Source organism: Fluviispira sanaruensis (genome assembly GCF_004295685.1).
Classification (GTDB): Bacteria; Bdellovibrionota_B; Oligoflexia; order Silvanigrellales; family Silvanigrellaceae; genus Silvanigrella; species Silvanigrella sanaruensis.
In genome coordinates this window covers 103,262-128,897 of the sequence record NZ_AP019368.1, presented here as the reverse complement: position 1 = coordinate 128,897, position 25,636 = coordinate 103,262, and the positions used below count along the sequence as shown (strand labels likewise).

General features: G+C 32.3%; 28 protein-coding genes. 3 read left to right on the top strand and 25 right to left on the bottom strand.

Annotated features, from left to right (window positions below; translation table 11 throughout):
• Positions 1-5: 5 nt before the first annotated feature.
• The 13 genes from EZS29_RS00580 to EZS29_RS00520 form a co-directional block, all read right to left on the bottom strand.
• Entirely contained in the window at positions 6-332 is a 327-nt protein-coding gene (locus EZS29_RS00580; RefSeq protein ID WP_130605499.1) for a DMT family transporter, read from the bottom strand.
• A 4-nt stretch (positions 333-336) separates the two neighbouring features.
• The gene (locus EZS29_RS00575; protein WP_130605497.1) at positions 337-2,130 is read right to left on the bottom strand and encodes a lysozyme family protein; all 1,794 of its coding nucleotides are present in this window, start codon (positions 2,128-2,130) and stop codon (positions 337-339) included.
• 5 nt (positions 2,131-2,135) lie between these two features.
• Positions 2,136-2,438 (bottom strand): hypothetical protein, encoded by a 303-nt coding sequence (locus EZS29_RS00570; RefSeq protein WP_130605495.1) that lies wholly within the window; start codon positions 2,436-2,438, stop codon positions 2,136-2,138.
• Positions 2,439-2,533: 95 nt separating this feature from the next.
• Positions 2,534-3,460 (bottom strand): DnaJ C-terminal domain-containing protein, encoded by a 927-nt coding sequence (locus tag EZS29_RS00565; RefSeq protein WP_130605493.1) that lies wholly within the window; start codon positions 3,458-3,460, stop codon positions 2,534-2,536.
• Positions 3,461-3,547: 87 nt separating this feature from the next.
• Positions 3,548-3,874, bottom strand: a complete 327-nt coding sequence (locus EZS29_RS00560; RefSeq protein ID WP_130605491.1) for a hypothetical protein — start codon at positions 3,872-3,874, stop codon at positions 3,548-3,550.
• Between the two features lie 21 nt (positions 3,875-3,895).
• Entirely contained in the window at positions 3,896-4,156 is a 261-nt protein-coding gene (locus tag EZS29_RS00555; protein WP_130605489.1) for a hypothetical protein, read from the bottom strand.
• Positions 4,157-4,473: 317 nt separating this feature from the next.
• Positions 4,474-4,932 (bottom strand): Sec-independent protein translocase subunit TatA/TatB, encoded by a 459-nt coding sequence (locus EZS29_RS00550; protein WP_130605487.1) that lies wholly within the window; start codon positions 4,930-4,932, stop codon positions 4,474-4,476.
• 81 nt (positions 4,933-5,013) lie between these two features.
• Positions 5,014-5,340, bottom strand: a complete 327-nt coding sequence (locus EZS29_RS00545; protein WP_130605485.1) for a hypothetical protein — start codon at positions 5,338-5,340, stop codon at positions 5,014-5,016.
• A gap of 49 nt (positions 5,341-5,389) precedes the next feature.
• On the bottom strand, positions 5,390-5,893 hold the full coding sequence (locus EZS29_RS00540; RefSeq protein ID WP_130605483.1) for a hypothetical protein: 504 nt from the start codon (positions 5,891-5,893) through the stop codon (positions 5,390-5,392).
• Between the two features lie 106 nt (positions 5,894-5,999).
• Positions 6,000-6,431: a hypothetical protein gene (locus EZS29_RS00535; protein ID WP_130605481.1), complete on the bottom strand. Its 432-nt coding sequence runs from the start codon at positions 6,429-6,431 to the stop codon at positions 6,000-6,002.
• A 227-nt stretch (positions 6,432-6,658) separates the two neighbouring features.
• Positions 6,659-7,777, bottom strand: coding sequence for a lysylphosphatidylglycerol synthase domain-containing protein (locus EZS29_RS00530; RefSeq protein WP_130605479.1), 1,119 nt, complete (start codon positions 7,775-7,777; stop codon positions 6,659-6,661).
• Positions 7,774-9,180: a sigma-54-dependent transcriptional regulator gene (locus EZS29_RS00525; RefSeq protein ID WP_130605477.1), complete on the bottom strand. Its 1,407-nt coding sequence runs from the start codon at positions 9,178-9,180 to the stop codon at positions 7,774-7,776. Before EZS29_RS00525 ends, EZS29_RS00530 begins: the two co-directional genes overlap by 4 nt.
• On the bottom strand, positions 9,177-11,339 hold the full coding sequence (locus EZS29_RS00520) for a sensor histidine kinase (RefSeq protein ID WP_130605475.1): 2,163 nt from the start codon (positions 11,337-11,339) through the stop codon (positions 9,177-9,179). Before EZS29_RS00520 ends, EZS29_RS00525 begins: the two co-directional genes overlap by 4 nt.
• A 151-nt stretch (positions 11,340-11,490) precedes the next feature.
• Between EZS29_RS00520 and EZS29_RS00515 the strand changes: the two genes are divergently transcribed.
• Entirely contained in the window at positions 11,491-12,291 is an 801-nt protein-coding gene (locus EZS29_RS00515) for a YkgJ family cysteine cluster protein (protein ID WP_130605473.1), read from the top strand.
• Here EZS29_RS00515 and EZS29_RS00510 read toward each other — a convergent pair.
• The 3 genes from EZS29_RS00510 to EZS29_RS00500 form a co-directional block, all read right to left on the bottom strand.
• Entirely contained in the window at positions 12,261-13,343 is a 1,083-nt protein-coding gene (locus tag EZS29_RS00510; protein ID WP_130605471.1) for a hypothetical protein, read from the bottom strand. The two genes, EZS29_RS00515 and EZS29_RS00510, sit on opposite strands and share 31 nt — an antisense overlap.
• A 4-nt stretch (positions 13,344-13,347) precedes the next feature.
• Positions 13,348-14,580 carry an isocitrate dehydrogenase (NADP(+)) gene (icd, locus tag EZS29_RS00505; protein WP_130605469.1) on the bottom strand — a complete coding sequence of 411 codons (1,233 nt, stop codon included), beginning with the start codon at positions 14,578-14,580 and terminating at the stop codon, positions 13,348-13,350.
• Positions 14,581-14,718: 138 nt separating this feature from the next.
• Positions 14,719-15,702, bottom strand: a complete 984-nt coding sequence (locus EZS29_RS00500) for an RluA family pseudouridine synthase (RefSeq protein WP_130605467.1) — start codon at positions 15,700-15,702, stop codon at positions 14,719-14,721.
• A gap of 150 nt (positions 15,703-15,852) precedes the next feature.
• On the opposite strand from EZS29_RS00500, the gene EZS29_RS00495 reads away from it, so the two are divergent.
• The gene (locus EZS29_RS00495; RefSeq protein ID WP_130605465.1) at positions 15,853-17,448 is read left to right on the top strand and encodes an APC family permease; all 1,596 of its coding nucleotides are present in this window, start codon (positions 15,853-15,855) and stop codon (positions 17,446-17,448) included.
• A gap of 1 nt (position 17,449) precedes the next feature.
• Here the strand turns inward: EZS29_RS00495 and EZS29_RS00490 are convergent, their stop codons facing one another.
• Positions 17,450-17,665, bottom strand: coding sequence for a hypothetical protein (locus tag EZS29_RS00490; RefSeq protein WP_130605463.1), 216 nt, complete (start codon positions 17,663-17,665; stop codon positions 17,450-17,452).
• Between the two features lie 125 nt (positions 17,666-17,790).
• On the opposite strand from EZS29_RS00490, the gene EZS29_RS00485 reads away from it, so the two are divergent.
• The gene (locus tag EZS29_RS00485; RefSeq protein WP_130605461.1) at positions 17,791-18,657 is read left to right on the top strand and encodes a hypothetical protein; all 867 of its coding nucleotides are present in this window, start codon (positions 17,791-17,793) and stop codon (positions 18,655-18,657) included.
• Between the two features lie 4 nt (positions 18,658-18,661).
• Here EZS29_RS00485 and EZS29_RS00480 read toward each other — a convergent pair whose 3' ends face one another.
• From EZS29_RS00480 to EZS29_RS00445, 8 genes are all read right to left on the bottom strand, one after another.
• A complete protein-coding gene (locus EZS29_RS00480; RefSeq protein WP_130605459.1) occupies positions 18,662-19,144 on the bottom strand; it encodes a hypothetical protein in 483 nt (160 codons plus the stop codon).
• A 117-nt stretch (positions 19,145-19,261) separates the two neighbouring features.
• A complete protein-coding gene (locus EZS29_RS00475) occupies positions 19,262-20,353 on the bottom strand; it encodes a hypothetical protein (protein ID WP_130605457.1) in 1,092 nt (363 codons plus the stop codon).
• An 87-nt stretch (positions 20,354-20,440) separates the two neighbouring features.
• Positions 20,441-21,046, bottom strand: a complete 606-nt coding sequence (gene coaE, locus EZS29_RS00470) for a dephospho-CoA kinase (RefSeq protein ID WP_130605455.1) — start codon at positions 21,044-21,046, stop codon at positions 20,441-20,443.
• A gap of 9 nt (positions 21,047-21,055) precedes the next feature.
• On the bottom strand, positions 21,056-22,027 hold the full coding sequence (locus EZS29_RS00465; protein WP_130605453.1) for a hypothetical protein: 972 nt from the start codon (positions 22,025-22,027) through the stop codon (positions 21,056-21,058).
• Between the two features lie 239 nt (positions 22,028-22,266).
• Complete coding sequence (gene era / locus EZS29_RS00460) at positions 22,267-23,229, bottom strand: GTPase Era (protein WP_130605451.1); 963 nt, start codon at positions 23,227-23,229, stop codon at positions 22,267-22,269.
• Entirely contained in the window at positions 23,226-24,053 is an 828-nt protein-coding gene (locus tag EZS29_RS00455; RefSeq protein WP_130605449.1) for a ribonuclease III family protein, read from the bottom strand. Before EZS29_RS00455 ends, era begins: the two co-directional genes overlap by 4 nt.
• Complete coding sequence (gene mnmA, locus EZS29_RS00450) at positions 24,053-25,147, bottom strand: tRNA 2-thiouridine(34) synthase MnmA (RefSeq protein WP_130605447.1); 1,095 nt, start codon at positions 25,145-25,147, stop codon at positions 24,053-24,055. Before mnmA ends, EZS29_RS00455 begins: the two co-directional genes overlap by 1 nt.
• Before the next feature lie 4 nt (positions 25,148-25,151).
• On the bottom strand, positions 25,152-25,634 hold the full coding sequence (locus EZS29_RS00445) for a hypothetical protein (protein WP_130605445.1): 483 nt from the start codon (positions 25,632-25,634) through the stop codon (positions 25,152-25,154).
• Positions 25,635-25,636 lie beyond the last annotated feature (2 nt).

The following is a 25,636-nucleotide window of genomic DNA, read 5'->3' as shown; positions in this document are numbered from 1 at the left end:
CTGATTTAATTCTTTTGAGGGGTAAAAAATTTGAGACCCAATATACCCAATACCAAGACTATTAAACTCAATATTCTTAATAAACTTGCAGATTCCCCAATAAAGATTATCCCATAAATAGCGACTCCAAGAGCACCAATGCCTGTCCATACTGCATAGGCGGTGCCAATAGGTAATTTTTTTAATGCAAGCGAGAGGAAGCCAAAACTAATAATCATCCCAATTAAAGTAATCACTAAAGGCTTAGTAGCAGAAATGCCATCGACATCTTTTAAATGAATCGCCCAAACCACTTCAAAAAGCCCTGCTAACACTAAATATGCCCAAGCCATTAAATTACCTTTCAAATGCAAAAAACAAATTCATAAGCGTTTCACTTATGGAATCTTTTTTAAAATAAATCCATTTAATATTATAATAATTTTTTACGGTTTCTTTAATAAAATCTTTAGCTTTCTCATCAGGAATTGTTTCCATAAAAATAGCATCATCATTTATTTTAGCTCTATATTTTATCCACTCATCCGTTAATTCTTCACCAACATGATAACCCGATAAAGAAGTGACTATACCATTTCTATAATTTGCAAGATTTGCTTTTAATGAGCATGTCTTTCTCAAAATAGAATCTTTGCTTTCCGTATTTTGGTTATAAAAAACCTCTTGTCTGAGGACTGCATATACCAAATCGGGATCAACAGGACATTGTTTGATTGCAAAAGATACTTCTTCTTTATATAATCTTGGATAAAAAAGGAAATATAAAAAATTATTATTGTCAGAAAATGGATCGAGAGTGTCTTTTATTTGTGAAACAAACATAATTGACTGTACATTTTGACCAGTAATAAATAAGAGCCATGCTATATTATTTCCAATTATGTCTGGCTTTTCATTTTTTGGCCAATTTTTAAATTCTTTCAGCCAATTTTTAGTTAACCAATTGATTTCATCTTTTAAGAGTAAAGTTTCAATATTTTCGTTTTTAACTATAAAATCCTGGTATTCATCGAGTCGCAATATATTTTTTTCAATCTTAATTTTTGAAGCCAGTATAATTGCTGCTTTTAAAGTTTTTATTATATTAGAATTAGAAATAATAGAGGGATAAGTAACCCATTTTTCCATCTCTTTTTCCCAAGAATCTGGGAAAGGAGATAGCTCATTTGTTGAGGAACGCCCAGAAGGGTTTTTTATCATTTGCCCTGATAACGCATCATATAAACTCAAAGGATTTTCTATTCCAGATTTTACAAAATACTTTCTAGCATCCTCGTTTTTCTTCTCCGCAGTATACGCACGCCCAATCCAATAATAATAAATAGCTCTTTCTTGTGGATTCGAAGACTTTTCTGCTAAACTCAAAAAAATTGTTTTAGATTTTGTAAATTCACCATTCACAAATGAAAAAAGTGCATCGACTTCTTCTTTATCTATGCTTGATTGATCCTCCAATTTCTCTAAATGCAAATCACTCACCGAACTGTTTTCATTTTTGATCAGATTTTTAATATAACTATTATAAGCTGCTACATGTTGATCTAAGTAGATCGACTCCGAAATCCATTCAGGCTTTTGCTTATTAACAAAAGCAAAGAAGTCATCTGATAAAATTTCTTCTTTATAGCCTTCAGGGGTAAACAAAGATGAATCATCACGTGCTAATGATTTCCAGCCATAACTATCACAAAGAATTTCGCATTGATTATTTTGAAATGAAAAAAAGTCAATATCATTGCTCATATTTTTATTAGAAATTTTTTCATTCAGCAGAAGAATAGATGATATTGAATAAGCTTTAAATGCAAATTTATATATTGAATTTGATAAACCTTTTGTATATAATAAATCTTTTGAAATTCGATTAGCGAACTCAAATTTACTATCTTTTATTTCTTCAAAGGCAGAAAGCACTTGATATGTCGTAGTTGCTATATCAAGATCTTCTTGAATCATTTTATTTTTAAATAATTCTTCAAGATTCATTTTGAAATCTTGTTTTTGTTTTTGATTTAATTTATCAGAAGCTAAGAAAGTTGTTGAGCATGATACGCTTAACACTGCAAATAATAGAATTAAAGCGTGCTTAATTAAACTTTCTTTTGTTTGAGAAACAAGAATGTAACTCAAATTTTTTATGCCCTCTTAGCTCCTAGCTTATTGACTAAAATATCATCAACCATTTTTTCAACTTCTGCAGTAAATGGTTTATGCATCATAGCAATATTGCGTTTTACTTCATTTATTCTTACTTCGTTACCGATCTCTTTGAACGCTATATTTATTTTACTGGAGCCCATCTTTTTAATTTCAATAATAAGATCGTTATTATCCCACGAAGTATGAACATAATCTTTCTTTATTTCTCTTGCAAGAATTTCTATAAGCTCATTTTTGACAGCAGCTATCCCTTTATTTATAACGTAATTGATTCCCATATATTTTCCTTTTTATGTATTTCAAAATAAATCATAATTGGTTTTAAATTTTATAAAAACCAATCTTACAGACAATATACATTTTCGTTCTACACTTAATATCCATTCTTTTGAAGTTGCTCAAGAATTTCTTTTAAATCTTGATTTATTTCGCTTTCGCTTGGAACTTTGACACTTAAAATAGCATAAAGATCCGCATTTTCACTGGTATTCATGAGCGGAAAACCAAGACCTTTTAAGCGAACTTTTATACCACTTTGCATTCCCGCACGAATTTTCACATTTTTTATACCTTGAGGAGTTTTAACTTCTATCTGCCCACCTAAGCACAGTGTGCTGAAAGGAACGCTTACAGGTACTTCAATGTCATTATCGATTCTGACAAAATCGGGATGAGGCATCACTTTTACTTTTAAATAGAGATCTCCTCTATGCCCATCAGGAGCAGTTTGTCCATGGCTGCGAATTCGTAATTTTTTGCCTGAATCAATCCCTGCAGGAATCTTTATTCTTGAATCAATTCTTTCACCATTACTTAATGTAAAACTCACATGCCGTTCTGAACCATTATAAGCATCCATGAAGCCTATTTCTAGGTCATGTTCAAGATCATACTTTGAATAATCCTCAGGTTCAGCGCGCATACCCCCACGCCTCCCACTTCGAGCATTCTGAGTTCTATTCCCAAACCCTCCGAAGCGTCCGCCTCCCATTCCACCAAAACCAGAAAAACCCATATCCTTAAAAATACTTTCAAAATCCATATTTTTGAAAATATCTTCTTGAAATCCTGAGCTTTGCTGCTGAGAAAAGCGCGTGTCTCCCAGCATGTCGTATTGACGTTTTTTTTCAGGGTCGGATAAGACAGCATAAGCTTCAGACATTTCCTTAAATTTTTCTTCTGAAGCTTTGTTTCCTGGATTTCTATCTGGGTGATATTGCATAGCTAATTTCCGATAAGCTTTTTTGATATCATCAGAACTAGCAGATTTATTGAGTCCAAGAATTTCGTAGTATTTCATTTCTCTCTCCAAATTACCAACGTCAACACTCACTCGTGCCTCGGTTTGGAGAAATTTAATGCTCAATTGATTGATGGCAAGGGAGGATCAAGATTTTTTAATAAGTTGTTCGATATAGATAAATTCATGCTCAGGAACTTCTTCAAGGAGTTCTTCATCTTCAAAACCAAAAAACTCAAACCAATTAATTCCAACGAGTTCAGGGGTCGGAGTCACTTTTTCTTCCCCATCATCTGTTTCATAATACTCAAAGGCTTTTTGCACAAAACCATCGCCTAACATTTCAAAATAGTGGTAACCATCACCATTAACGTATTGTCCATCGCGAGAATCACCACTCCAATACTCTCTGCAATACCATATTTCACTTGATTTTCTTTTAGTGCGCTTGAATAAGTTCTCTATATTTTCCATAATTCAATAACATCCTTTGGTTTATGAAAGCTCATTTTGTAAATTTTCACATGATGAACCTTTTCTAGGAAGCGACTTTAGCAACTTTTCAACATGAATCAATCTTTCTAATCTAGGCTTTAATCTATTTTCTAACATCGGAAATAAAAATGTATGAAAAAAATTCTGCTGTCTAATTAATTGCTCTCCTATTTTTCTAATATCCAAAAGGAGCGGAAGAAGAGCTATTGCTTGCTCATGCGAATTCTCTCCATTTTTCAGCGCTTCTAAGATATCTAACAAAATTCGCTCCGATAAGTTTTCAAAGTTTTTAACCCGCTGCACTCTTTTATTAAACAATACGAATCTGATTTTCTTATTTTTCTTATGGAAGCTTTTCCTAAATGACTTTATAAAATAAAAAATAATAAAGACAGTCATTATTAAAAATAATATTAATATAAAATCAAATATATCAAACTTCATGGATCAAAATATAACCCCCTCAATTCCTGCTCTTCTGGATAAAGTATCGCCATAATAAATAGAGGATTAATAATTATAGCATGAGTCATTTATGTGACTGCTTAAGTAGTCAAATATTATTTAAAACGGATTAATTATATTCTCGGACCCACAAAATGATTGGACTTTAAATACTCCAGCGCGGAGGAAGGTTGCAAATCATTAAATTTTTCACTAGTAATATCAATATCTTGCTGGTTTGTGTTTTCATTGCTTTGCTGCTCTGAATTGTGAAACTCATCAATTTCATCTTGAGAAACGATCTCATCTTTTGGGTTCTCATAATAAGGAATATCAGCTATATTGACGTTATAATCAAATTCAATAGGCTTTGTCAGCTCCAAAAGCTCCTCTTTTTCCAGGTCCAGATTGATACTTCTTTGGACATCGGTTTTAACCTCGTGCCAAGACTGCTGCACATCACTCGCAACTTTTTTTGCTTGGTTAAGGCCCTTAAGCAGTTTTTTCATATTTTCTGGTAACTTGTCATTCCCAAAGAGTATGAGTGCAATAAATGCTATAAGAAGGATTTCACCGCCACTGAATCCAAACACTTTTAACTACCTCTAAGCAATCAGCTTAATCAATAATAATAAACTCTATTCAGATAGCAAGCATAGTTATTGAAAGCAAGTTTATTTATAGGAGAACCCCCAACCTGCAATTTTCTTTTCAAGCAAAAATTCATTTTTGGGATAACTTTTATCATACGTACTATTTGGCGAATTAGATTGTAATTTTCTAGTAGGTTTGACATGAGCTATAATAGTTTCTTCCTCCCAAGTATCAGCTCGCCAAATTTTAATTTGAGTTTTCCCTACAGATAATCCACATAGTAAAAGACGATTATTTATATTATCTTTTTTAATATTAACAATATTTTTCGCTTTCGATTCAATTTTTAGTATATTACGCATTGATAATTTTTTACACTTAGAAACACTCATTTCAATAGTATTCATATTTGTTCCAAAAGAACTACATGGAATAAATAATATAAGTATAAGTAATTTAGCTCTTAATTTTAACCCAAAACTGACAATTTTGTTTATTCTTTTCAGCATAAAAATGACTTTCATTATATACTATTAACATAATATTTTCATTTATATAATTTGCATAATTTATAAATTTATCCGCTTTGAAACTACGCCACTTTGAAAAAATAAAAAAATTGTTAGATAAATTTTTATAAATAAAGTCTCCAAAATAGCATTTATCTTGATCGGCAAGATTCAAAAAAAGATAATACTTCTGGTTTTGGATAAGATCAACTTGATTTGGCTTAACTTGAAATTGGTCAATATTTACGAAAAGGTCATTTTTATCCCAAAACATACCTTCAATAATATATTGATACTTAGATTTTAAACCTGATATGTTGATACTTTTATTTTCAAAGTGCGACAAGCTTTTATCTTTTTGTTTTTGAATACCATTTAAGAATTTAAACATTGCATAAATAACTATAAATATTATAACAATAGAAAACAAAATTGAAATTAATTTTTTCATAAATTTCCTTTAAAAAGCATCCACCCGTTTCTTATTACAGGAAATAAAAATTAATTTCTTAATAAAAAAAAACTGATCAATTTTTTTAAAAATTGATCAGTTTTTTTCAGTTTTGCAATTTAGACTTTTTTAAGTATGTTCGACTTGGCAATGGAATCCTCTTTGCATTCCCTTTCGTGCCAAATTCTGCGTTGAATGGGTAACTGACGTTTTTTTTAACCGCTGATTCAGCTCGAACAGTTTTAAAGGCATCTGTTTTCGGAGGTGCAAAGCGATTCACTCCCGATAATGGAATTGAAGGTCTTTTGCGCATTTCAACTTGCAGAGGAATAATTTTCTCAATCAATAATCTGCCTCTTTCAAAAGAGGATGCTACTTTTTCTTTTAAAATACCTTTTTTCTCAAAGGATTCCTCTACAGAATAAAGATGGCATAATTCAGTATGGTATTGAACCCATTCATACACCTGTCTTAGAATCTTAATATTTTCAAGATCTAAACTTGAAATAAAATTATTATCTAATATTTTGGGTTGCATATGCCTCCTCCTTTCTTTTCTGTATAAAAACCCTAAAATAAATATTTCTTCACACTATTCAATAACATACATATGCGCCATTGGGTTCTAAATTGTAAGGATTTTTGAAATATACTAAATTATTAAGGCCTTACATAGCGCAACGAAGTTCATAAGGAAAGTATATCACATTTTTATAATAAGTGTGTCTGATTATTATTATAATGCACACTTTTTCTTTTAAATTTTTAAGAAACCACTGTTTCCTTTTTTCTAGCATCTAAAATCGCACGTATTTGCCCTGCACTCAATCGAGCAAAGAGCAGGCCAACCCCTGTAATAGCCAATAAGTTGACACTCGTCTGTAAAAGTTGAGCAGAACTCGCGGCTTGAGGAGATATGCCAAAAATAGAAAATAGGACAACAGCGACTAATTGCATGCCCCCCACCCCACCAAAACCCATAGGAATCAATGAAGCTATTGATAATATTGATACAGTTGCAAAAATAGCATGCAATGGTATAGGATTTGAGATCGCTATGCTTGAATAATAAGTTCCAAAGACTGCCATTATTAAGCAAATAAAGCTATAAATAATGGGCCCCAAAAAAGAGCGAATGGAACGAATTCCTAAAGAAATAACATCTAAAAGAGAATTTATCTCGCTAAAGATTTTTTTAAAAAATAGATGCATTTTCCCACTTTTAAATGTTGTCAAAATGAGTCTTTCAACTCTTTCTAAAAACCTACGAAAATAAATTGATTTTGCTAAAAATGGAACAACAATAATTATGAGCATCAAGATAAAAGATAGTGAAAAAAGAAATAATAAATTTTTTGAATATAGAGTATCATTTAAATGAATTGTTTGAAGATAAATAATAAATGTTGTTATGCTTCCGAAAAATAGCATAACAAAAAATCCAATTAGTCTATCAAATAAAGATGCTGCTGCGAGTTTTGATTTAGCAGCAAGTTCAGCAAGATTCGTATTTTTAATTTGCGTCATATTTGAATAATTATCTGTTTTTTGATAATGAGCTCCAAGCATAAGACTTATGCGAATGACTTCAATAATCGCTAGTGAACCTGGCATCCAAAGCCCAATCCCATTGCTCACAAAAGTTGCTGCAGTTACATTTTGCAAATTTGTTTTGATACTAAATATTTTAAGTAAACTATGGTAGCGAAGGGTCATAAAAAGACAATTTAATAATTGCAGAATCGAAATTAATAATAAATATTTTTTATTGTTTTCAATCGCATAAGCGAGCGATTTAACATCCAAAATGTTCTTTGTATGCATGAAATATATGAATGAAATTGATATAATTAATAATAACAATAACTTAGCTATAGATTTCATTCTAATTTATCCTCTTCTGATAATTTTTCAATTTCATTTATCAATCCCAATTGCTTCATTTTTCTATACAAATGACTTCGCTCCATTCCCATAGACTCCGCTGTTTTTGACACATTTCCATCATAAGACTCAAGCTTTTTCTGAATAAAAATCTTTTCAAACTTTGCTCTTGCTTCACGAAAATCATCAGAAGAAAAAAGATGAAACTCTTCTTCATGCTTGTCAGCTCGTGCAGAGTGAATAGGGTATGGCAAATGATTGGGCTCTATAATATCTTCTTTGACCATAATTGACAATCTTTCCATGATATTTTTTAGCTCTCGCACATTACCTGGCCAAGGATATGCTTTTAGAACTTGAATTGCTTGCGGTGAAAGAATTTTATTTTTAATACTATTTTCAACTGAATATAGAGATAAATAGTGAGATGATATAAGTTCAATATCTTCCTTACGATTTCGTAATGGAGGTAAATGGATTGGAATTACATTAATTCTATAAAATAAGTCTTCTCTAAAATTTCCTTTCTTAATTTCTTCTTCAAGATTTTTATTTGTTGCAGCTATAATTCTTGTGTCGACAGATATTGTTTCATCAGAACCAAGTCTCTCTATGTTATGTTCTTGTAACGCACGCAGCAATTTACTTTGTGTTTTTAAACTCATATCTCCTATTTCATCAAGAAAAAGAGTGCCATTGTGAGCCAATTCAAATTTTCCACGTTTAATTCCTATGGCTCCAGTAAAAGCTCCCTTTTCATGACCAAATAATTCACTTTCAATTAAATCTTCAGGTATAGCTGCACAATTAATGGCAATAAAAGGTTTATTTCTTCGATTCGATTTTTCATGAATCAATCTTGATACATTTTCTTTACCTGTGCCATTTTCACCTGTAATGAGTATCGTTGTGTTTTTTTTTGCTACCATATCAATCGCTGAGATAATATGCTGCAACGATTCCGATTTGCCTAAAAGGGTATATTTCTTTTCAACTCGATTTTTCAAATTTTGATTTTCAAATTGTAAATTTTTAATTCTTAATAAGTTTTGAACACTCAGTAAAACCTTGTCTAGACTGAGAGGTTTTTCTATAAAATCCATCGCTCCTAAACGTGTGCATTTGACTGCTGTTTCGATGTTTGCATGTCCACTCATCATAATTATGGAGAGATCAGGATTTACAATTTTTAAACGCTCAAGGACTTCAGTCCCTTCAATATCAGGCAACCATACATCTAAAAAACAAACATCAGGCAGTTCTTTTTTAGCAATTTTCAAACCTGACTCTGCATTATTTGCAGTTAAAACTTTATGGCCTTCATCACATAATATCCCAGATAGAGTAGAACAAATATCCTTTTCATCATCAATGACTAATATTTTTCCGAAGTAATCGCTCATATTTCCTCTTTAATAAAATTAATTCCTTTTGGAATATCTACAGTAAAAATTGTTCCATTAGGATGATTTTCTTCCACTGAAATATGACCAAAATGCTCATCAACTATTTGTTTGACGATCGCAAGTCCAAGGCCCATTCCTGTTTTTTTAGTGCTAAAATATGGTTCAAAAATTCTTGATTTAACATCAGATGTAAGTCCAGAACCAGAATCTTTTACCATTATTCGTAAAATATTATCATTTTTTTTAGCATAAATCGAAATTATAACTGGCGTAACTTTTTCAGCTGATACTGTTACGGCATTCGCTATTAAATTAACAAATAAACGAGTTATTTGATTGCTATCAAAATTACAAAGAATTTCAGGTAAGTAATCAATTTTATCCTCGTTTTCATAACGATACATATTATCATTTACAAAAACTTCAAAAATAAGAGATATATTTTCTGTATTTCCAACAAAACCACGCATTGCCATATAAATTGCTTCAACTATGTTTCCTTCTATTAACATTGAATGAGGCATTCTTGCATATTTTATAAATTCATCTACCAATATTTTTATACTTTCTGTGCTTTGTAAGATAACTTTTATCGATTCTTTGAATGTCTCCCTATCATTCCCAATAAAATAATTTGTATACTTTTTCTCAAGTCTTTGCGCTCCCAATTTAATCGGAGTTAAAGGATTTTTAATTTCATGGGCAATACGACTTGCAACATCTTTCCATGCTGCCAATCGCTGTGCCTTTGCAAAATCAGATATATCATTGATAAAAATTATTTTTCCCACTTTTCCTCTAGGGGAACAGATTAAACTAATAGATATCTGCAACTGATATTCTTTATCAAAAAGAAAACCACTCCATTCCATTTCCACTCTTTTTAGCAGTGAATTCGAAACATCAGAAAGCGATTTTAAAATAATTTGCTGAAAATCTTTTTCGGCAAAAACTTTTGAAATATGAGTCCCAATGACATCTCCCTCTTTATTATTGAAAAGATTTTCCGCTCTTTGATTCCAAGTCTCTACATAAAGATTTGCACTCAAAACTATAACTGCAGCATTCACATTTTTTAGCAATACTTCATTATACTCAGATTTAATTGTCAATTCTTCTGCTTTCCGCTTTAATTCATCAGAAAATAAATCTACTCTTTCTTTTTCTTGTTTTAAATCACTTACCATTGAACGAAAACTGAGGGCAAGTTTACCCATTTCATCATCCGATACAATATCATCTATTTTCACAGAATAATTTCCATGAGAAACGCTTTCAGTTGCATTTGCTAGAACTTGCAGAGGCACGGTGATTTCTCTTGCAATAGTAAAACCAAGCCATGTTGCAGAAAATATAATAAGAAGCGTAATAACACCAAGCATTATATAATAGGAAAGTCTAATAACTTTTGCAGAACTTACAGATTCTGGATATTCGTTCTTTAATAATAGCCATTGAGGATGGAGCATTTTTGGTGATATAATCCCATAAATATAATTAGAATTCTCAGCAATTAAAATCATTCGCTCTGTCCCAAACTCAAACCAAGAGGCTTTAATATGATAAGCTGAATTATTTTTTTCAAGGCTCTTTTTTATATCAGATTCTAATGTCTGAGCTTTTTTTGAAAGATGTAATAATTTTTTGCTCTTTTTTTCTTTTACAAAATCATATACTTGAAAATTATCCTTATTAGGAGATTGTGAATTAATTAAAGAATAAATCTGTGCTTGATAGGCTGCTTCACTATTTAATGTTTCTTCTGTTGTTTCAACAAAATTTGCAGGCAACCATTTTTCAAAATTTGTGTTGACAAATTTTGTTGACATATAAAGCAATACAACCGTTGGTAATAAAGAGAAAAATAAGAATGCAGTGACAAGCTTGGTATTTAATTTACTTCCAAAAACCCCGCGCGAATTATCAACAATCAGTTTTACACCACTCCTAAAAGTTAAAAATACGAAGAGAAGCAGAAGAATGACATTTAATATCACTGCTGAGAAAAATAAATAAACTGAGCTACCAAAAAATTTGTTGCTAAAAAGAACTCCCTCATTCATTATACTATTTTCCAACGCACTTCCAGACACGGCAATTACAATTGAAAAAATAATCCAGAGGATTAATTTATACATACGTGAATGAATATTCATGGGCAATTTTTATCTCCTAAGTATTCACAAACCATCTCAGTATAAATTTACTTTTTTTTAATATAGAATCAAATTATAAATATAACTTGGAAAACTTACGAAACCAAGGTATTAACTTTTTTTTGTTTTCACCTTGATAAGAGAGTTTGCAATGGATTATAAGACAGCAATCACAGAATTAATACCCTATATTGATAATACCTATAATGAATATGAAGTCTCCAGTAAAAATTCATTGAAACAATTTTTAATCGATTTTCCAAATGAAAATATTACCTGCCAGAAAGGCTGTGGTGCCTGCTGTCACTTCCCAATCATACCAGCAACTGCAGGAGAAGCATTTGTCTTACTCAATAAATTGCTTGCGACTGGTTACAATCTTAATAATCTTGCAGAAATGTTATTTAAATACAAAGATCAATATTTTGAGTTTACAAAAAAAAATGGGAAATTACCCTTAATCGATTCAGATCAAAAAGCATTTTTACAGGAAAAACTACCCTGTCCATTTCTTTTAAAAAAAGATGACTCAATACATTCTGGATCCTGTGGAATTTTTGACTATCGTCCACTGATCTGTGACTTTTACAATAGCATTGATTCTCCAAAACTGTGCGAATTAAAAAGTGAGCACAGAAGCGTTGATAGCATTGCTCTCAATGGCTCTATTGCGCAAGATAAAATTCGCCAATATGAGCGTAATCTTTTTGGTAGAAGCACCATTGGGCATTTGCCACTGTTACTTGCTGCTTTGTGTACAAAAGAAGGATTGGGCTCATTTTTATTAGAAAAAAAACTTTCTGAAAATGAACTTAAAGAAGAATATGCGCAAGAATTAAATGATTTTTCCCTTTATTATGAATTATTAAAAAGTATTGATTACACTTTAACTGAAAAAGATTTTTTAGCGATAGAAGAGGCTCAATCAGACTTAATTGAAAAACTATCTTGACCAATATATATACCATTTTTTAAAAATGCTTTTACTCTTATTTCTTTTGCATTTTTAATATTTGGAAAGTATCTTTTACATGAATAAGTATTAAATTTATCTTTATTATTAAGCCCCTTAACTTCTGGTAACAATATCTTATCAATAAATTGATTATCTACATACCATTCATGAATAATTTCATATGAAACACCAATAGGCGCAATAATCGGAGTAATAGAGCAAAGTTTAGAATTTGAGTTCATTTTTCCGAGAAAATATTTTTTATCTATTTTATTTGTATCTATTGATTTAAAATCAATAGATTTCGGTTTTTCAAATGAAAAACGTGCATCTTCGATCCAAATCGAAAGAAGAGGAAATTTAAATTCATATGGCAGAAAAGCATGAATAATCATAATTATAGCCATGATAGATGTCGAAATAAATTGAGTCCATTTAAAATTATTATGCGAAAATATTCTTTTCCATGGGAAAATTATCAATATACCGAAAACGAGAAGTAAATTATAAAAAACATCTAAACTTTTTGGAAATAAAACTACAAATGAAAATGAAAATGTTAAATAAAAAGCTAAAAATCTAAGTAAAAGTCGAAAAAAAGAATAACGAAATAATCTTGTCCAAAAAGGATCCCACAATGTAAGTAAAGAAAATACAAGTAATAATACAAACCAAAACCAACTCTTTTTAAAATAAACAAAAGGTAGGCAAAACATAAATATATATTGAACAAAATATTGCGTAGCTGTTGAGCCAAAAAATTCAAATAGATCTTTTCTTTTATGAAGACTTTTTTGAATTTTTTTTAAATTTTGAATATTATCTGATGAACTATTTTTTATAAAACTATACCAAGTTGACATTGAAATAATAAAAAATAAGAACAAAAGTGTAAAGACTGAAAGGCGAATTGATTTGGAATAATCTCGAATTAACAAAAAACTCGAAATTATTCCCCATAATAAACTCAACCATGGTAAAAGCACAGAGTATTTACCATAAAAAGCTTTAACTTGAATTAAGAATTTTGTATTATTCTTATATTCCATTTACTTATAAATTCGAAATAATTGCTTTGGCAAATTCCGAACATTTAACTTCTTTCGCCCCTTCAAGTTGACGTGCAAAATCATAAGTAACAATTTTTTGCGCCAAAGTTTTTTCAAATGCTTTTTCAATCATTTGTACAACTTCAATCCAACCAAGATATTCAAACATCATGTTTCCACTTAAAATAACGGAACCTGGATTTACTTTGTCTTGACCAGCATATTTTGGTGCAGTTCCATGGGTTGCTTCAAATAAAGCATATCCATCTCCAATATTTGCACCAGGAGCGATACCAAGACCACCCACTTGTGCAGCAAGAGCGTCGGAGAGATAATCTCCATTTAAATTTGTACAAGCAAGGACTTCATATTCATCTGGACGAAGCAAAGCTTGTTGAAACATATTGTCTGCAATTGCATCTTTGACAATTATTTTTCCTGCTGGAGCTTTACCACCGCATTCTTCCCAAGTGACACATTGATCACGGAATTCAGTTTTAGCAACTTCATAGCCCCAATCACGGAAAGCACCTTCAGTGAACTTCATAATGTTACCTTTATGCACTAAAGTAACACTTTTGCATTTATTTTTAATTGCATAATTTATTGCCGCACGTACAAGTCGTTTTGAACCAAATTCACTGATTGGTTTGATTCCCAGACCAGAATCTTCACGTACTTTCTTACCAAGAGTGTTTACCAGAAAATCACGTAATTTTTTCTGATCATCACTTCCCGCTTTGAACTCTATACCAGCATAAATATCTTCAGTATTTTCACGGAAAATACACATATTTACTTTTTGTGGCTCACGCACTGGCGATGGCACGTTGGTGTACCAACGCACGGGGCGCACGCATTGATATAAATCAAGAATCTGTCTCAAGGCCACATTTAAACTTCTAATACCTCCTCCTACAGGGGTTGTAAGGGGGCCTTTAATGGCAACTCTATATTCTTTTATTGCGTCGATTGTTTCGTCTGGAAGCCAATTTCCATTGCCATTAAATGATTTTTCTCCCGCAGGAACTTCCATCCAATGAATTTTTTTCTTACCACCATAAGCTTTTAAAACCGCAGCATCAAAAACGAGTTGAGAAGCTTTCCAGATATCAGGACCTGTACCATCTCCTTCAATATAAGGAATAACTGGATTATCTGGAACTTGTAATTTACCAGTTGAATCCACTTTAATTGCCGCACCACCTTGTGGAACCGTAATCAATTTATAAGCCATGATGAATATCCTCCTCGTTTTTTCCAATTATAGGTTTAACTACTTGTACTTTCGAAAACAAAGAAACAAGTCTTATTTCTGATAAAACTATCTAATCATATTTTCAAGTTGCAGCGAAATATTTACTACATATAAAAATTATTGAATGCTTTCAACAATTTTTATTATACGTCTGAAGTCATCTGGAATTGTAGCATTAAACTCAAAATTTTCTCCATCCAAGGTAAATTTGAGATGACTTGCATGCAACATATGCCGCAATGCGAGTTGTAAATAGCGATGTCCATGAATATTCTGCGAGTATGTTTTATCTCCTAAAAGTGGACAACCAAGAGCAGAAAGATGTACGCGAATTTGATGCGTTCTCCCTGTTTTTGGTTTGCATTGAATTAAAGAAACTTCATTTTTTCCAAATACTTTTTCTACATTATAAAACGTCTCAGCCTGTTTGATATCCTTAATTTTTGAATTAGGGTTAGTCACTGCAAAGTAACAATTTTTTCTTGAGCTATCCTTTGCAATTGGAAAATTAATTTTACCGTCCACTTTTTTTGGAGTAAAAAATACAAGTGCATCATACGTTTTTTCAATATTTTTTTCTTTGAAAAGATCTTCAAATTTCTTTTGCGCATCTTTGTTTTTAGCAATTATCATTAAGCCAGATGTGTCTTTATCTAATCTATGTACAAGGAACATATTTTCAATTTTATATTTTTTCGCATCATAAGCATTAAGTGCATAAAAGATTGTATCTTTACTTGATGATAACGTTGATTGAGATGCAATACCCGCTGGTTTATCAATAACAAAAAAATTCTCATTTTCAAATATAAACGTTTTTTGTGTGATCGATGTCCCAAGCGTATTTTTTATTGAATACTCTTTTTCCGTAGAGTTTTCCTGTTTTTTTTGTATTTCTTCCCAAAATAACTCAATTTTGTCACCTGATTTTAATTGCGTCTTTGCTATTGATATTCTTTTTTTATTTATATAAGCTCCACCTGCATCAATTATAGATTTTATTTTTTTGCGACTTAATTCTTGAAACAATGCAGCAGCAGCAACGTCAAATCTTTCTCCAATATATAAATCAGTTATTTTTGCACTCTTCGACTTTAACATTTAAAATACCTTTGCTTACAATGGTTTCAAAAAAAAAAACAAAATACTGGATGACAGGCCAATCGTTTTATAGCATAGGATAGCAGCACATGTTCTAGTCAACATTCATGGCTGAACCGTGATAAAACTATTCAACAGGTAAGAGATAATATGCAACTTAAAAGAAATATATCAAAAACCAGTCTTCTTTTTTTATCAATTGGCTCGATCGTTGGTTCTGGATGGCTGTTTGGTTCATTCTACACCGCCCAACTGGCTGGACCAGCAGCTATCGTTGCTTGGATGCTAGGAGGTTTATTTGTTGCTATTATTGCTCTGACATTTGCTGAGCTTTCAACAATGTTACCACTCAGCGGCGGATCAATCGCTTACTCACTCATGAGTCATGGAAAAATGGCTGGTGCCATTTTTGGTTGGATAACTTGGCTTTGGACAATGGTTGTTGTGCCTATAGAGGTTCAAGCCGTTATGCAATACGCTTCAAATTATATTCCAAACGTCACGGAACGCGTAAACAATGCAGATGTCTTGACTACAAGAGGTCTATTGGTAGCCACTGCCCTTATGGCACTTTTATCTATCATTAATGTTATCGGTGTGAAATTTATGGCGGAAACCAACAAGATGGTTGTCATTTGGAAATTAATTATTCCTATTGCTGTTGCTTATCTTTTGTTAACAACAAAAATTCACCCAGAAAACTTAAGTTCGCACGATTTTGCTCCGTTTGGCTTTAATGGAATATTATCTGGAATTGCTATCGGTGGCGTGAGCTTTTCTTTTTTTGGCTTTCAAACGGCAATCTTTCTTGCAGGCGAAGCAAAAAATCCTCAGAAATCTATTCCTTTTGCACTTTTTGGCTCTCTCTTTGCTTGCATGATTTTGTATTCAGTACTTCAGCTTGGTTTCATTATATCTCTGAATCCAAACTCCTTAGTTAATGGATGGGGTCAAATTAGTTTTACAGGTGATGCAGGCCCATTTGCCGGTATATTTATTGGTTTAGGCCTCGCATTTATGGTTAAAGTTCTTTATTTTGACGCCATTTTATCACCCCTCGGAACTGCTGTTGGATTTGTTGCTTCTTCTTCCAGAATTCTATATTCAATGAGTTTACAAAATGATGCGCCAAAAGCCTTTGCGAAAGTGAATCGTTTTTCTATTCCTTGGCTTGCTATCGTAGCTAATTTTATCATTGGCATGCTGTTCTTTCTTCCCTTTTCAGGTTGGCAATCCATGGTGGCATTTTTATCTGCAGCCATTGTCGTATCACTTGCTTGTGGACCGATATGTCTCCCGATTTTTAGAAAAAAATTCCCAAATATCCTTAGACCATTTAAGCTGCCGTTTGCAAACGCTATATCATTTATTGCTTTTTATATCTGCAACTTATTATTGCAATGGAGTGGTTGGAACACAGTCTGGAAACTTCAATGTGCAGTTGGATTAGGTGTCTTTATCGTAATAGGTTCACACTATTTTGCGAAAGATTCTGCTCAGGAAAAACTGCATATGAAATCTTTCTCTTGGATAATTCTTTATCTTATTTTATCTACAATTACTTCTTATTTAGGAACATTTGGCGGTGGTATTGCTTTAATAAGTATGCAGATGGATTTTATAGTAATTCTGATAACAAGCGCAATTATTTTTTATGTAGCACAAAAATCAGCTATATCAGATGAAGAATCGAATGAATTGTATGAAAAATTAATCTCCGAACATTTAAAAAAGAAGAATCTTTAATTTATCTATCCTCAAAAGAGGATTGAAATAATTCAATAAATTCTTTCTGTTCTCTAGTATAACTATCTTTTTTAAAACTACTTTTTTCATCGTCTAAACCAAACTTATTTTTCAAACTCGTATTTTTTGCACTGTCAATTCCGAAAAAAAAAGTAAAAATGATAAGCCAAAAAACGCTTGCAAGAATAAAAATAGTTACTGATTTTTTGACATCCATATCAACACCTTAATTGATTTCAAATTTATTTCTTGATTTAATAAGATATCGATAAGATTTTAACAGATTAATTACTGTGCATATTTTACTCACGTAAATATTGGCACACCTTTGGTAAAAATATCATGAAAAAAATAATTTTCATTCTTTCACTCATTGTTAGTTTAACTGCTGGTGCTAGAACTTTAAAAGAAATCATGCAGTCTGGCTTCATTCAAGTTGCAGTATTAAATCCTGAAAAAGATGAGTTTGACAGTTTCAAAAGTTTAGAGAAAAATAAATTGATAAATCAATTTTTTGAAAATTATACTTTGAAAAAGTTCAATAAAAAAATAACCATTCAATTTACCTATGTTAATAAATTCTCAGAGTTTTGGACTAATCAAGATGGTAATATCATAAAAGAAAAGGAATATACCCCACAGTTATTTAAAAAAGTTGACGCATATTTTGAATTCATGAGTATGAGCGATTGGAGGGTAAATAAAGCTCAAGCTATTCCTATGTTTAAATCAAATCTCTCATTGATCTGTAATTTTGAACAAAAAAATTCAGATTTGCACAATATAGAACAAGTTATGGAAGTAATGTTCGATAAATCAGTCAATTTTATAGCGATAAAAAATACTAAGCTGGATAATACACTGGAACGTCTCAAAATTCCTAAAAGCAGAATTCTTTATGTCAGCTCGCGCTATGGACTTGTGAAAGGCATGTTGCAAAAAAATAAGAGAGAATGCACATTAGCAGAAACGATGCTGGTTTTAAATATGTTAACAAAAGGTAAAGTGTATTTCGTTGGAAATGTCACACCCTATCGCAATCGAATCTTAGCATGGTGGATAGAAAAAAATAATATTGAATTAAATAATTTTATTCAGGAATCCATTCCCTCCCTAAAAAAATCAAACGAATGGAATAAAATGTTTAGCGATCTATTTGGAATCAATTACAATTTATATAATTACATTGTGAATAGTTATATAGAATGAATCATTATTTTGGTATTAAAAAACCCACTGTGAATTTAATCGCACCCCAAAATCCATGATTCGTAGCATAAAGATCAAGTCCTCCACCGAAATCAAGCCCTTTAGGACCTTCTGTAAAACGATAAGACCAGCCGCCTTCTCCACCTATAGCAAAAAATGATGAGCTATAATTTAGATAATTTGAGTTACCAAAAACAACTTTAGGACCAACATACCAACCAGACATTGAAGAGGCTTTTTCCCAATATAATGCTCTGGGTGCTATTAAAAAACCCCCAAAAAAGCCACCTGCTTCAAGTCCTATAGACCAATGCTTATGTGGCAAAATTCCAATTTGATCGTAACTTAAATGTCCAATACCATAAGCTAAACTTCCACCACCTAAAGACAAACCTAAGCGGTGCTCATTTGCGCGTGCAAAATTTGCATTATAAGCTAAAATCATTAATAAAAAAAATTTACAAACTAAATTAAAAATACCTTGCATATAAACTCCAAATAGATATGTAATTGTATTCTTTTATTTTTGCCCTGAGTACAAAAAGCCACATAAGGAACTTATCAAATATATACTTTTCATTTCATATGAACACAGATATTTTTTTTAGCGAAGTGGTTCTAAGTTTTCTTTACCTTTAACAAGTTCTTGATCTATTTTATCTCTATTTATTATTTTCCAAGCGGATAAAACTACTACTAATAAAAACATAATAAATAAAATATAAAATATGGGGTGTAAGAAAACTGATAGAGTTAAACTTACAAAGGCAAGTGTCCCACAGACAAGCATATTCGTCATGACTTTATCAGAAGAATTTAAAGGCAATTCCGCATCTAACACAGCTTTGGTGTATCCTTGAACCAGCAATCTTCTTTCTCGAGCTGTTGTAAAATATTTGAAGACACTTTTTGGAGTGAATGAATAACGAATAATCCAAAATGGAATATGCACGACATGCAAACCAATCACTTCAATTTCTGTTCGATGCTCATACAAAGTTCCAATTTTTGTCTTTGCAACTCTTCGATGATATTCATTTATTTGATCTTTTGCCCGAGTCACTGCTGACAACTCTTTTGTCTGTATTCCCATTATTGCAATTTCATTGGCAAGCTCGTATTTAAAAGGCTGTTTTGACTCATACAATGATTGCATTCCTTCATCGGGTGCTCCTAATGATTCATCTAAAGGAAACCCATCCCAATCAACCATCAATTTCTCTTTTGGATTGTGTAACCGTTCCATCCCCCAATGCTCTTTTGGTGACTTTCTTGCCAATATGCACCAGCGGTACCTCCTACTAAAGCGCCCTTCTTCTTTCATGAAGCCTGAAGCCATATCTCTTGTTTGACCAGAATATCGCGTCTGTTTTGCACTGTGCCCACTCCAAAATGTATGAGCTTCAGCTGAAATCACCCAAAAAGGTAACATGACGCCATATGAGCCTAATATCGAAAATTCAGCTTTTACTCTTTCAGGTCGGTGGTACCTTTTAGATATCCATTCATTAAAAATATCTTCTATGTTATTTTTTTGAATATTTGAAGAAACAATATAATGATCCCCAATTAAATCTTTAGCCCCTTCTTCAGCATCTATAACAAAACCAGAAGAACAAAATGGACATAAATGTATGTAATCATCAGGATTAAACTCAAAGGATGACTGACAAGAGGCACAAGACACTTCAAACATCTTGCATTTTCTCCAATTTAATAAGAAATAATTTAAGATAGTTTTATTTTATAAGGATTTATGAAATAAGAAATGTCAAAAATTCAATTAAGAAAATTTTTCACGCAAGAATATAAGTAGATTATCAATCAATTTTTCAAGATCAGATTCATCCTTTGAATTATCAATAACAAAATCTGCAAATTTAATTTTCTCATCGTCAGGCATCTGCGTTTGCATTATTTTACGTGCATCCGTTTCCGAAAGTTTTCTATTTAATTTTAGTCTTTTTAATTTTATATTTTCTTTTGCTATAACAACAACACAAGCATCAAAATTTGCTTTTCGCCCAAGCTCTAAAATCAAAGAAGCTTCATAAAACGCCCATGCTGATGGTGCGTTCTCTTTTAAAGCTGTTAATTTTGCTTTTAATAACTCAGCAATTGCAGGATGCAAAATACCTTCTAAAGATTTTTTTAATTTTGGTGATGAAAAAATTTGCTTACGAATGAGCTCTCGATCTAAAATTCCATTTTCAATGAAGACTGAGTCACCGAAAATTGTTTTAATGCGTGCTTGCACTTGTGGAAAAAATAAAACTTCTCGAGAAAATAAATCAGCATCCCAAACACAATAACCTCTCAGAGCAAGTTTTTTTGCCAGAGTTGATTTCCCAGAACCTATTCCGCCTGTAATAGCAATCAATTTGTGCATTTGTTTAGCTTAGCGTTTATTATGATCGCGCTGAGGTCTATTATAGCTGTTACCTTGCTGAGTATTAGACGAAGATTCATCATAAAATCTTTGAGAATTATGATTATTATTCGGTCTCGCATTAAATCTCTGCTGAGTATTGTTATTGTATTGGTTTCTAAAACCATTTTGCCCGTTTTGTTGTTGCCTATTGTTATTATTCTGTTGATAATTTCTATTATTATTTTGATTGCGATTTTGTTGATGTTGCATATTTCTTTGCTGGAAATTAAAGCGATTTCGATTTTGCAAATTATTATTCGCTTGCTGTCTATTATTATTCATTGCATGATGGCTTAAATGTGGCTGTGGTGCAACTTGATTACCATCCGAATGCACATAACCAGTCCTTGTCATCAGATGACTTGGAACAGGACGATTTTGATCTTCAAACACCCGTTTTGCCACACCTTCTGCAACAAGTTCGACCAGTAAATCTTCAACAGCAATGCCTTCCATTTTCGACATTTGCCGCAATTGATTCATGAGTGACCATGAAAAATTTAAGGAAACATGATTTTGTGTAAAATCTCTTGTTTCAGATAATTGCTGCGCATCTTCATCGGTAAATTCTTCTTCAAAATTCTGTTCCATATTATCTTCAAAAATTTGAATTTCATCTTCATTTTCGAAGGAATTCATCTGCTCTAATTCCCATTGGTTAGCAGAATCATCATCGTTATTAACAACTTCATGATTTGAGCTTATAGAAACATTATTTTCTGGATCATCAATTTGATTTTCTTGAATTTCTAATTTCTTTTGGGTTGAAGTAGACATTGCATCCTCTTTAATTGATTTTTTCTCAACTAGTTCAGAGGTAACAGCCTTCAACTTAGGCGGACGACCTCTTCCACGTTTAGCGGGAACAGAAACAGATTCATTAGATGATTCTTCAAACAGTGATAAATTAATTTTTGAACGGGAGTGAAAATAAATCACGTGCAAGCTCCAATAAAGAGATAACAACAATAATGAACAATATTTAAAAATTTAATAAGTTCAGGTTTAAACTCAATGAAAAATTCCTACGCTGTTAGAAGGAAACTTGATATTTTAGAAGGAGAGATTTATCTCGCTTCTTAAAGACTCTCATAAATAAAATTAGAGTTCAAGTTGCAAAAAACATTACATTAGGAAATTATTGCCCTAGTCAAATTTTGAATAAATTTCCTAGGGAACTACTTCACATCATCTGGTTCTTGCAAATTTGCAAATTCCAATAACATATTTGAATCTTCGGTCCATCCTGGTTTTACTTTAACAAATAATTCCAAAAAAACCTTTCTTTCAAGATGACGTTCAAGCGAAATTCTCGCATCGGTTCCAAGACTTTTTATACGTGAACCATTTTTACCAATGACAATACCTTTGTGCGAGTCCCTATCAACAACTATAGTTGCTGAGATATCTGTAACATTTTTTTTATGTTCAAATAGCTCAATGATGACTGCAATCTTATAAGGAAGCTCTTGTCCTAATTGGCGGAAAATTTGCTCTCTAATAATTTCTGCGCATACAAATTTCTGAGGGCGATCCGTTAAATCATCTTCTGCATACAACCATTCGGCTTGGGGCAATTGATCTAAGATAAAATGTCTCATTTGAGCGACTTCTTCAGGTCTTTTAGAAGAAATTGCTTGTGGGGTTTCCCCGATAAATTGACACTTAATTTCACCCAAAGCAGATATTTTCTCGGATAACGCTTGAAATCCTTCTGCAATGTTGATCATTCCTTGTTCTACTTCTTCCATTTTAACCTTATCTGACTTAGTTGCAAGAAGCAGAGCCTTTTTATTGTATTTTTTTAATATACCTTCGACCCATTTTGCGTCTTCTTCTGTCCAACCTTGAGTTACATCAATTAAGTAACAGACAAAATCTGCGTCTGCGAGAACACTCCAAGCAACTTTATTCATAACTTGGTTCATTTTTGGCAAACCTTGGGCTTTATGAATTCCAGGTGTGTCTAACAGAAGGGCTTGGCTTTCACCATCCGTATAAACGCCTAGAATTTTATTTCTTGTCGTTTGAGGCTTATTGCTTACAACCGCAAGTTTTGCACCAAGAAACGCATTTAAAAAGGTACTTTTACCTGCGTTCGGGCGCCCTAAAAGAGCTATATATCCACATTTTTTATTCATTTTTCTTTTCCAAAAAAACTTACAATCATTTCTTTTGTCAATTCACCACTCTCAATTTTCTCAATGATTTTATCAGCAACTTTTTTACTTGCTTCTCGTTTACTTGCAGCAGAAGCACGTCCTATTTCAGTTTCACCGATAAAAGCTGCCACAATAAAAAAGGTTTCCTGTGGCGTTCCTTCAGTTCCAATCGCTTTGTATACAGGAGGAACTCCAATGATTCCCTGTGTCCATTGTTGAAGTTTACTTTTTGCATCAAATTTCAATAAAGTATCTTTTCCTGCTAGGAGATCTTCAGAAAATATTTTTAAAAGCCAAGCCCGAGCCTTTTCTTCGCCTGCATCTAATAGCAAAGCAGCTGTAACGGCTTCAAAGGCATCTGCTAGGACATTGTCACGCCGCTGGGGATTAGAATTCATTTCTGCCTTACCAACGAGTAAACATTCACCTATTCCAAGATCACGGCTTTTTAATGCAAGATTTTCTGTACCGACGAGTGCAGCTCTAAGACGAGATAAGTCGCCCTCTTGAAGAGATCTGTGTTCAATCATTGCTTCAGAAGCAACAAAAAAACTTAAAAAAGCATCACCTAAAAACTCAAGTCTTTCGTTTGAAAAAATTCCAGACTTGTCTGTAGGCCAATAGACCAGAGATGAACGATGCACAAGAGAAATTGCAGCCAATTTTTTATCTTGATAGCGATGCCCTTGAATTTCTCCAAGCTTATCAATATTCGCTTCAATCTGCGGGAAGACTCGACTTAATTTATTGAAATTAAGCTCTTTAAAGTGCGTCCTAAGTAAGGTAAGACGTTTTTCAAGCATTAGACAAAGACCTTATCAATAAAACCACCACCAACAACTTCATCACCCAAATATAAAACTGCAATTTGTCCAGGCGTGACTGATTTTTGTTGTGTTACAAATTTTAAAGAAACAGTTTCACCATTTTTTTCTAAGATTGCAGCGCATGGTTGCGAACGGTAACGAATCTTAACTTCGAAATCAATAGAATTTCCAAAATTACGAATCATATGGAATTTTTTAAAAGAAAATCCAGATCGATAAAGATATTTGTCTTCACCCGCAAATACAGTTCCTGTCTCAGAATCAATACGTGTCACATACAATGGATATTCAGATGAGATTTTTAAGCCCTTCCTTTGACCTACTGTAAATTGATGAATACCATCATGCTTACTTAATAAACGTCCGTCTTCATGACGAATGTCACCTTTGATAAGATCTTCTTCAGAAGTTCTTTCTGCTATGAATTTAGCATAATCATTATTAGGAATAAAGCAGATTTCCATGCTTTCTTTTTTGGCTGCATTTACCAGACCATATTTTTCAGCAATAATTCTGACTTCAGTCTTAGTTAAATTTCCAACTGGGAAAAGCACTTTAGAAAGTCTGTCTTGGGTCATTGAAAATAAAAAGTAACTTTGATCTTTTTTAGAGTCTAACCCTTTAACTAATTTATATTGTCCATACACTTCATCATAATGAATTTGCGCATAATGCCCTGTAGCAACATAGTCGCAGCCGAGTCTTTGCGCTCGATCTAGTAAATGATCAAATTTTAAAAAAGTATTACATGCCACACAAGGATTTGGCGTACGCCCTTTTAAATACTCATCGGTAAAATAGTCAACGACATTTTCTTTAAAATCGTCTTGATAATCAAAAACATAAAAAGGAATACCCAGCTTATGTGCAACCAAACGCGCATCCGCTACGTCATCTAAACTGCAGCATGTATCGAATTTACTATTTGGATCGCAACTGCTTTCATTTTGCGAATAGTCCCACAATTGCATGGTCACGCCGATAACATCATATCCTTGTTCAACTAAGATAGCTGCTGCGACTGAACTATCAACACCACCCGACATTGCAATTAAAACTCTTTTTTTCATACTCTTAAGTCTCAGAAGAAATGGATTTGATTTCGTAATCACCGTAGCCATGCTGTGCCAAAAAGCTTTCCGCTTGTTCTTCAAGATTTATATTGCGAATAAATCCTCTTAAATAAAAAGTAATTCCTTCGAATTCATGCTTGCTCCAATCAAGTGGAACAAAAATATCACGATCCTCAATAAAATAATCTGCCCAATAGAGATCAAGATAATCAATCATATTTATAGCAATTTCATTATGATCTACTTTATCATCTAACTCTCTAACATAAACACATTCAATTGGATATAAAACACTGTTGTCATGCTTCCTTAAGGAAACTTTTAATTGAATTTGCTCTTTACAAACACCAGCTTCAATTTCAAATTCTTCATTTTCTAAATAGGCCGCATGCTTTTTATTTAAAAGTTTTTTAATATTTAAATATTCTTCTTCTAACCAAATATTTTCTATTTTATTATGAGGTAAAAATGCTAGTTTTTTCAAAT

Bases quoted from the DNA above. Each gene is read 5' to 3' on its own strand.
- EZS29_RS00580 (WP_130605499.1), bottom strand. From the start codon at position 332: ATGGCTTGGGCATATTTAGTGTTAGCAGGGCTTTTTGAAGTGGTTTGG.
- EZS29_RS00570 (WP_130605495.1), bottom strand. From the start codon at position 2,438: ATGGGAATCAATTACGTTATAAATAAAGGGATAGCTGCTGTCAAAAAT.
- EZS29_RS00565 (WP_130605493.1), bottom strand. From the start codon at position 3,460: ATGAAATACTACGAAATTCTTGGACTCAATAAATCTGCTAGTTCTGAT.
- EZS29_RS00560 (WP_130605491.1), bottom strand. From the start codon at position 3,874: ATGGAAAATATAGAGAACTTATTCAAGCGCACTAAAAGAAAATCAAGT.
- EZS29_RS00545 (WP_130605485.1), bottom strand. From the start codon at position 5,340: ATGAATACTATTGAAATGAGTGTTTCTAAGTGTAAAAAATTATCAATG.
- EZS29_RS00540 (WP_130605483.1), bottom strand. From the start codon at position 5,893: ATGAAAAAATTAATTTCAATTTTGTTTTCTATTGTTATAATATTTATA.
- EZS29_RS00535 (WP_130605481.1), bottom strand. From the start codon at position 6,431: ATGCAACCCAAAATATTAGATAATAATTTTATTTCAAGTTTAGATCTT.
- EZS29_RS00530 (WP_130605479.1), bottom strand. From the start codon at position 7,777: ATGAAATCTATAGCTAAGTTATTGTTATTATTAATTATATCAATTTCA.
- EZS29_RS00525 (WP_130605477.1), bottom strand. From the start codon at position 9,180: ATGAGCGATTACTTCGGAAAAATATTAGTCATTGATGATGAAAAGGAT.
- EZS29_RS00520 (WP_130605475.1), bottom strand. From the start codon at position 11,339: ATGAATATTCATTCACGTATGTATAAATTAATCCTCTGGATTATTTTT.
- EZS29_RS00515 (WP_130605473.1), top strand. From the start codon at position 11,491: ATGGATTATAAGACAGCAATCACAGAATTAATACCCTATATTGATAAT.
- EZS29_RS00510 (WP_130605471.1), bottom strand. From the start codon at position 13,343: ATGGAATATAAGAATAATACAAAATTCTTAATTCAAGTTAAAGCTTTT.
- icd (WP_130605469.1), bottom strand. From the start codon at position 14,580: ATGGCTTATAAATTGATTACGGTTCCACAAGGTGGTGCGGCAATTAAA.
- EZS29_RS00500 (WP_130605467.1), bottom strand. From the start codon at position 15,702: ATGTTAAAGTCGAAGAGTGCAAAAATAACTGATTTATATATTGGAGAA.
- EZS29_RS00495 (WP_130605465.1), top strand. From the start codon at position 15,853: ATGCAACTTAAAAGAAATATATCAAAAACCAGTCTTCTTTTTTTATCA.
- EZS29_RS00490 (WP_130605463.1), bottom strand. From the start codon at position 17,665: ATGGATGTCAAAAAATCAGTAACTATTTTTATTCTTGCAAGCGTTTTT.
- EZS29_RS00485 (WP_130605461.1), top strand. From the start codon at position 17,791: ATGAAAAAAATAATTTTCATTCTTTCACTCATTGTTAGTTTAACTGCT.
- EZS29_RS00480 (WP_130605459.1), bottom strand. From the start codon at position 19,144: ATGCAAGGTATTTTTAATTTAGTTTGTAAATTTTTTTTATTAATGATT.
- EZS29_RS00475 (WP_130605457.1), bottom strand. From the start codon at position 20,353: ATGTTTGAAGTGTCTTGTGCCTCTTGTCAGTCATCCTTTGAGTTTAAT.
- coaE (WP_130605455.1), bottom strand. From the start codon at position 21,046: ATGCACAAATTGATTGCTATTACAGGCGGAATAGGTTCTGGGAAATCA.
- era (WP_130605451.1), bottom strand. From the start codon at position 23,229: ATGAATAAAAAATGTGGATATATAGCTCTTTTAGGGCGCCCGAACGCA.
- EZS29_RS00455 (WP_130605449.1), bottom strand. From the start codon at position 24,053: ATGCTTGAAAAACGTCTTACCTTACTTAGGACGCACTTTAAAGAGCTT.
- mnmA (WP_130605447.1), bottom strand. From the start codon at position 25,147: ATGAAAAAAAGAGTTTTAATTGCAATGTCGGGTGGTGTTGATAGTTCA.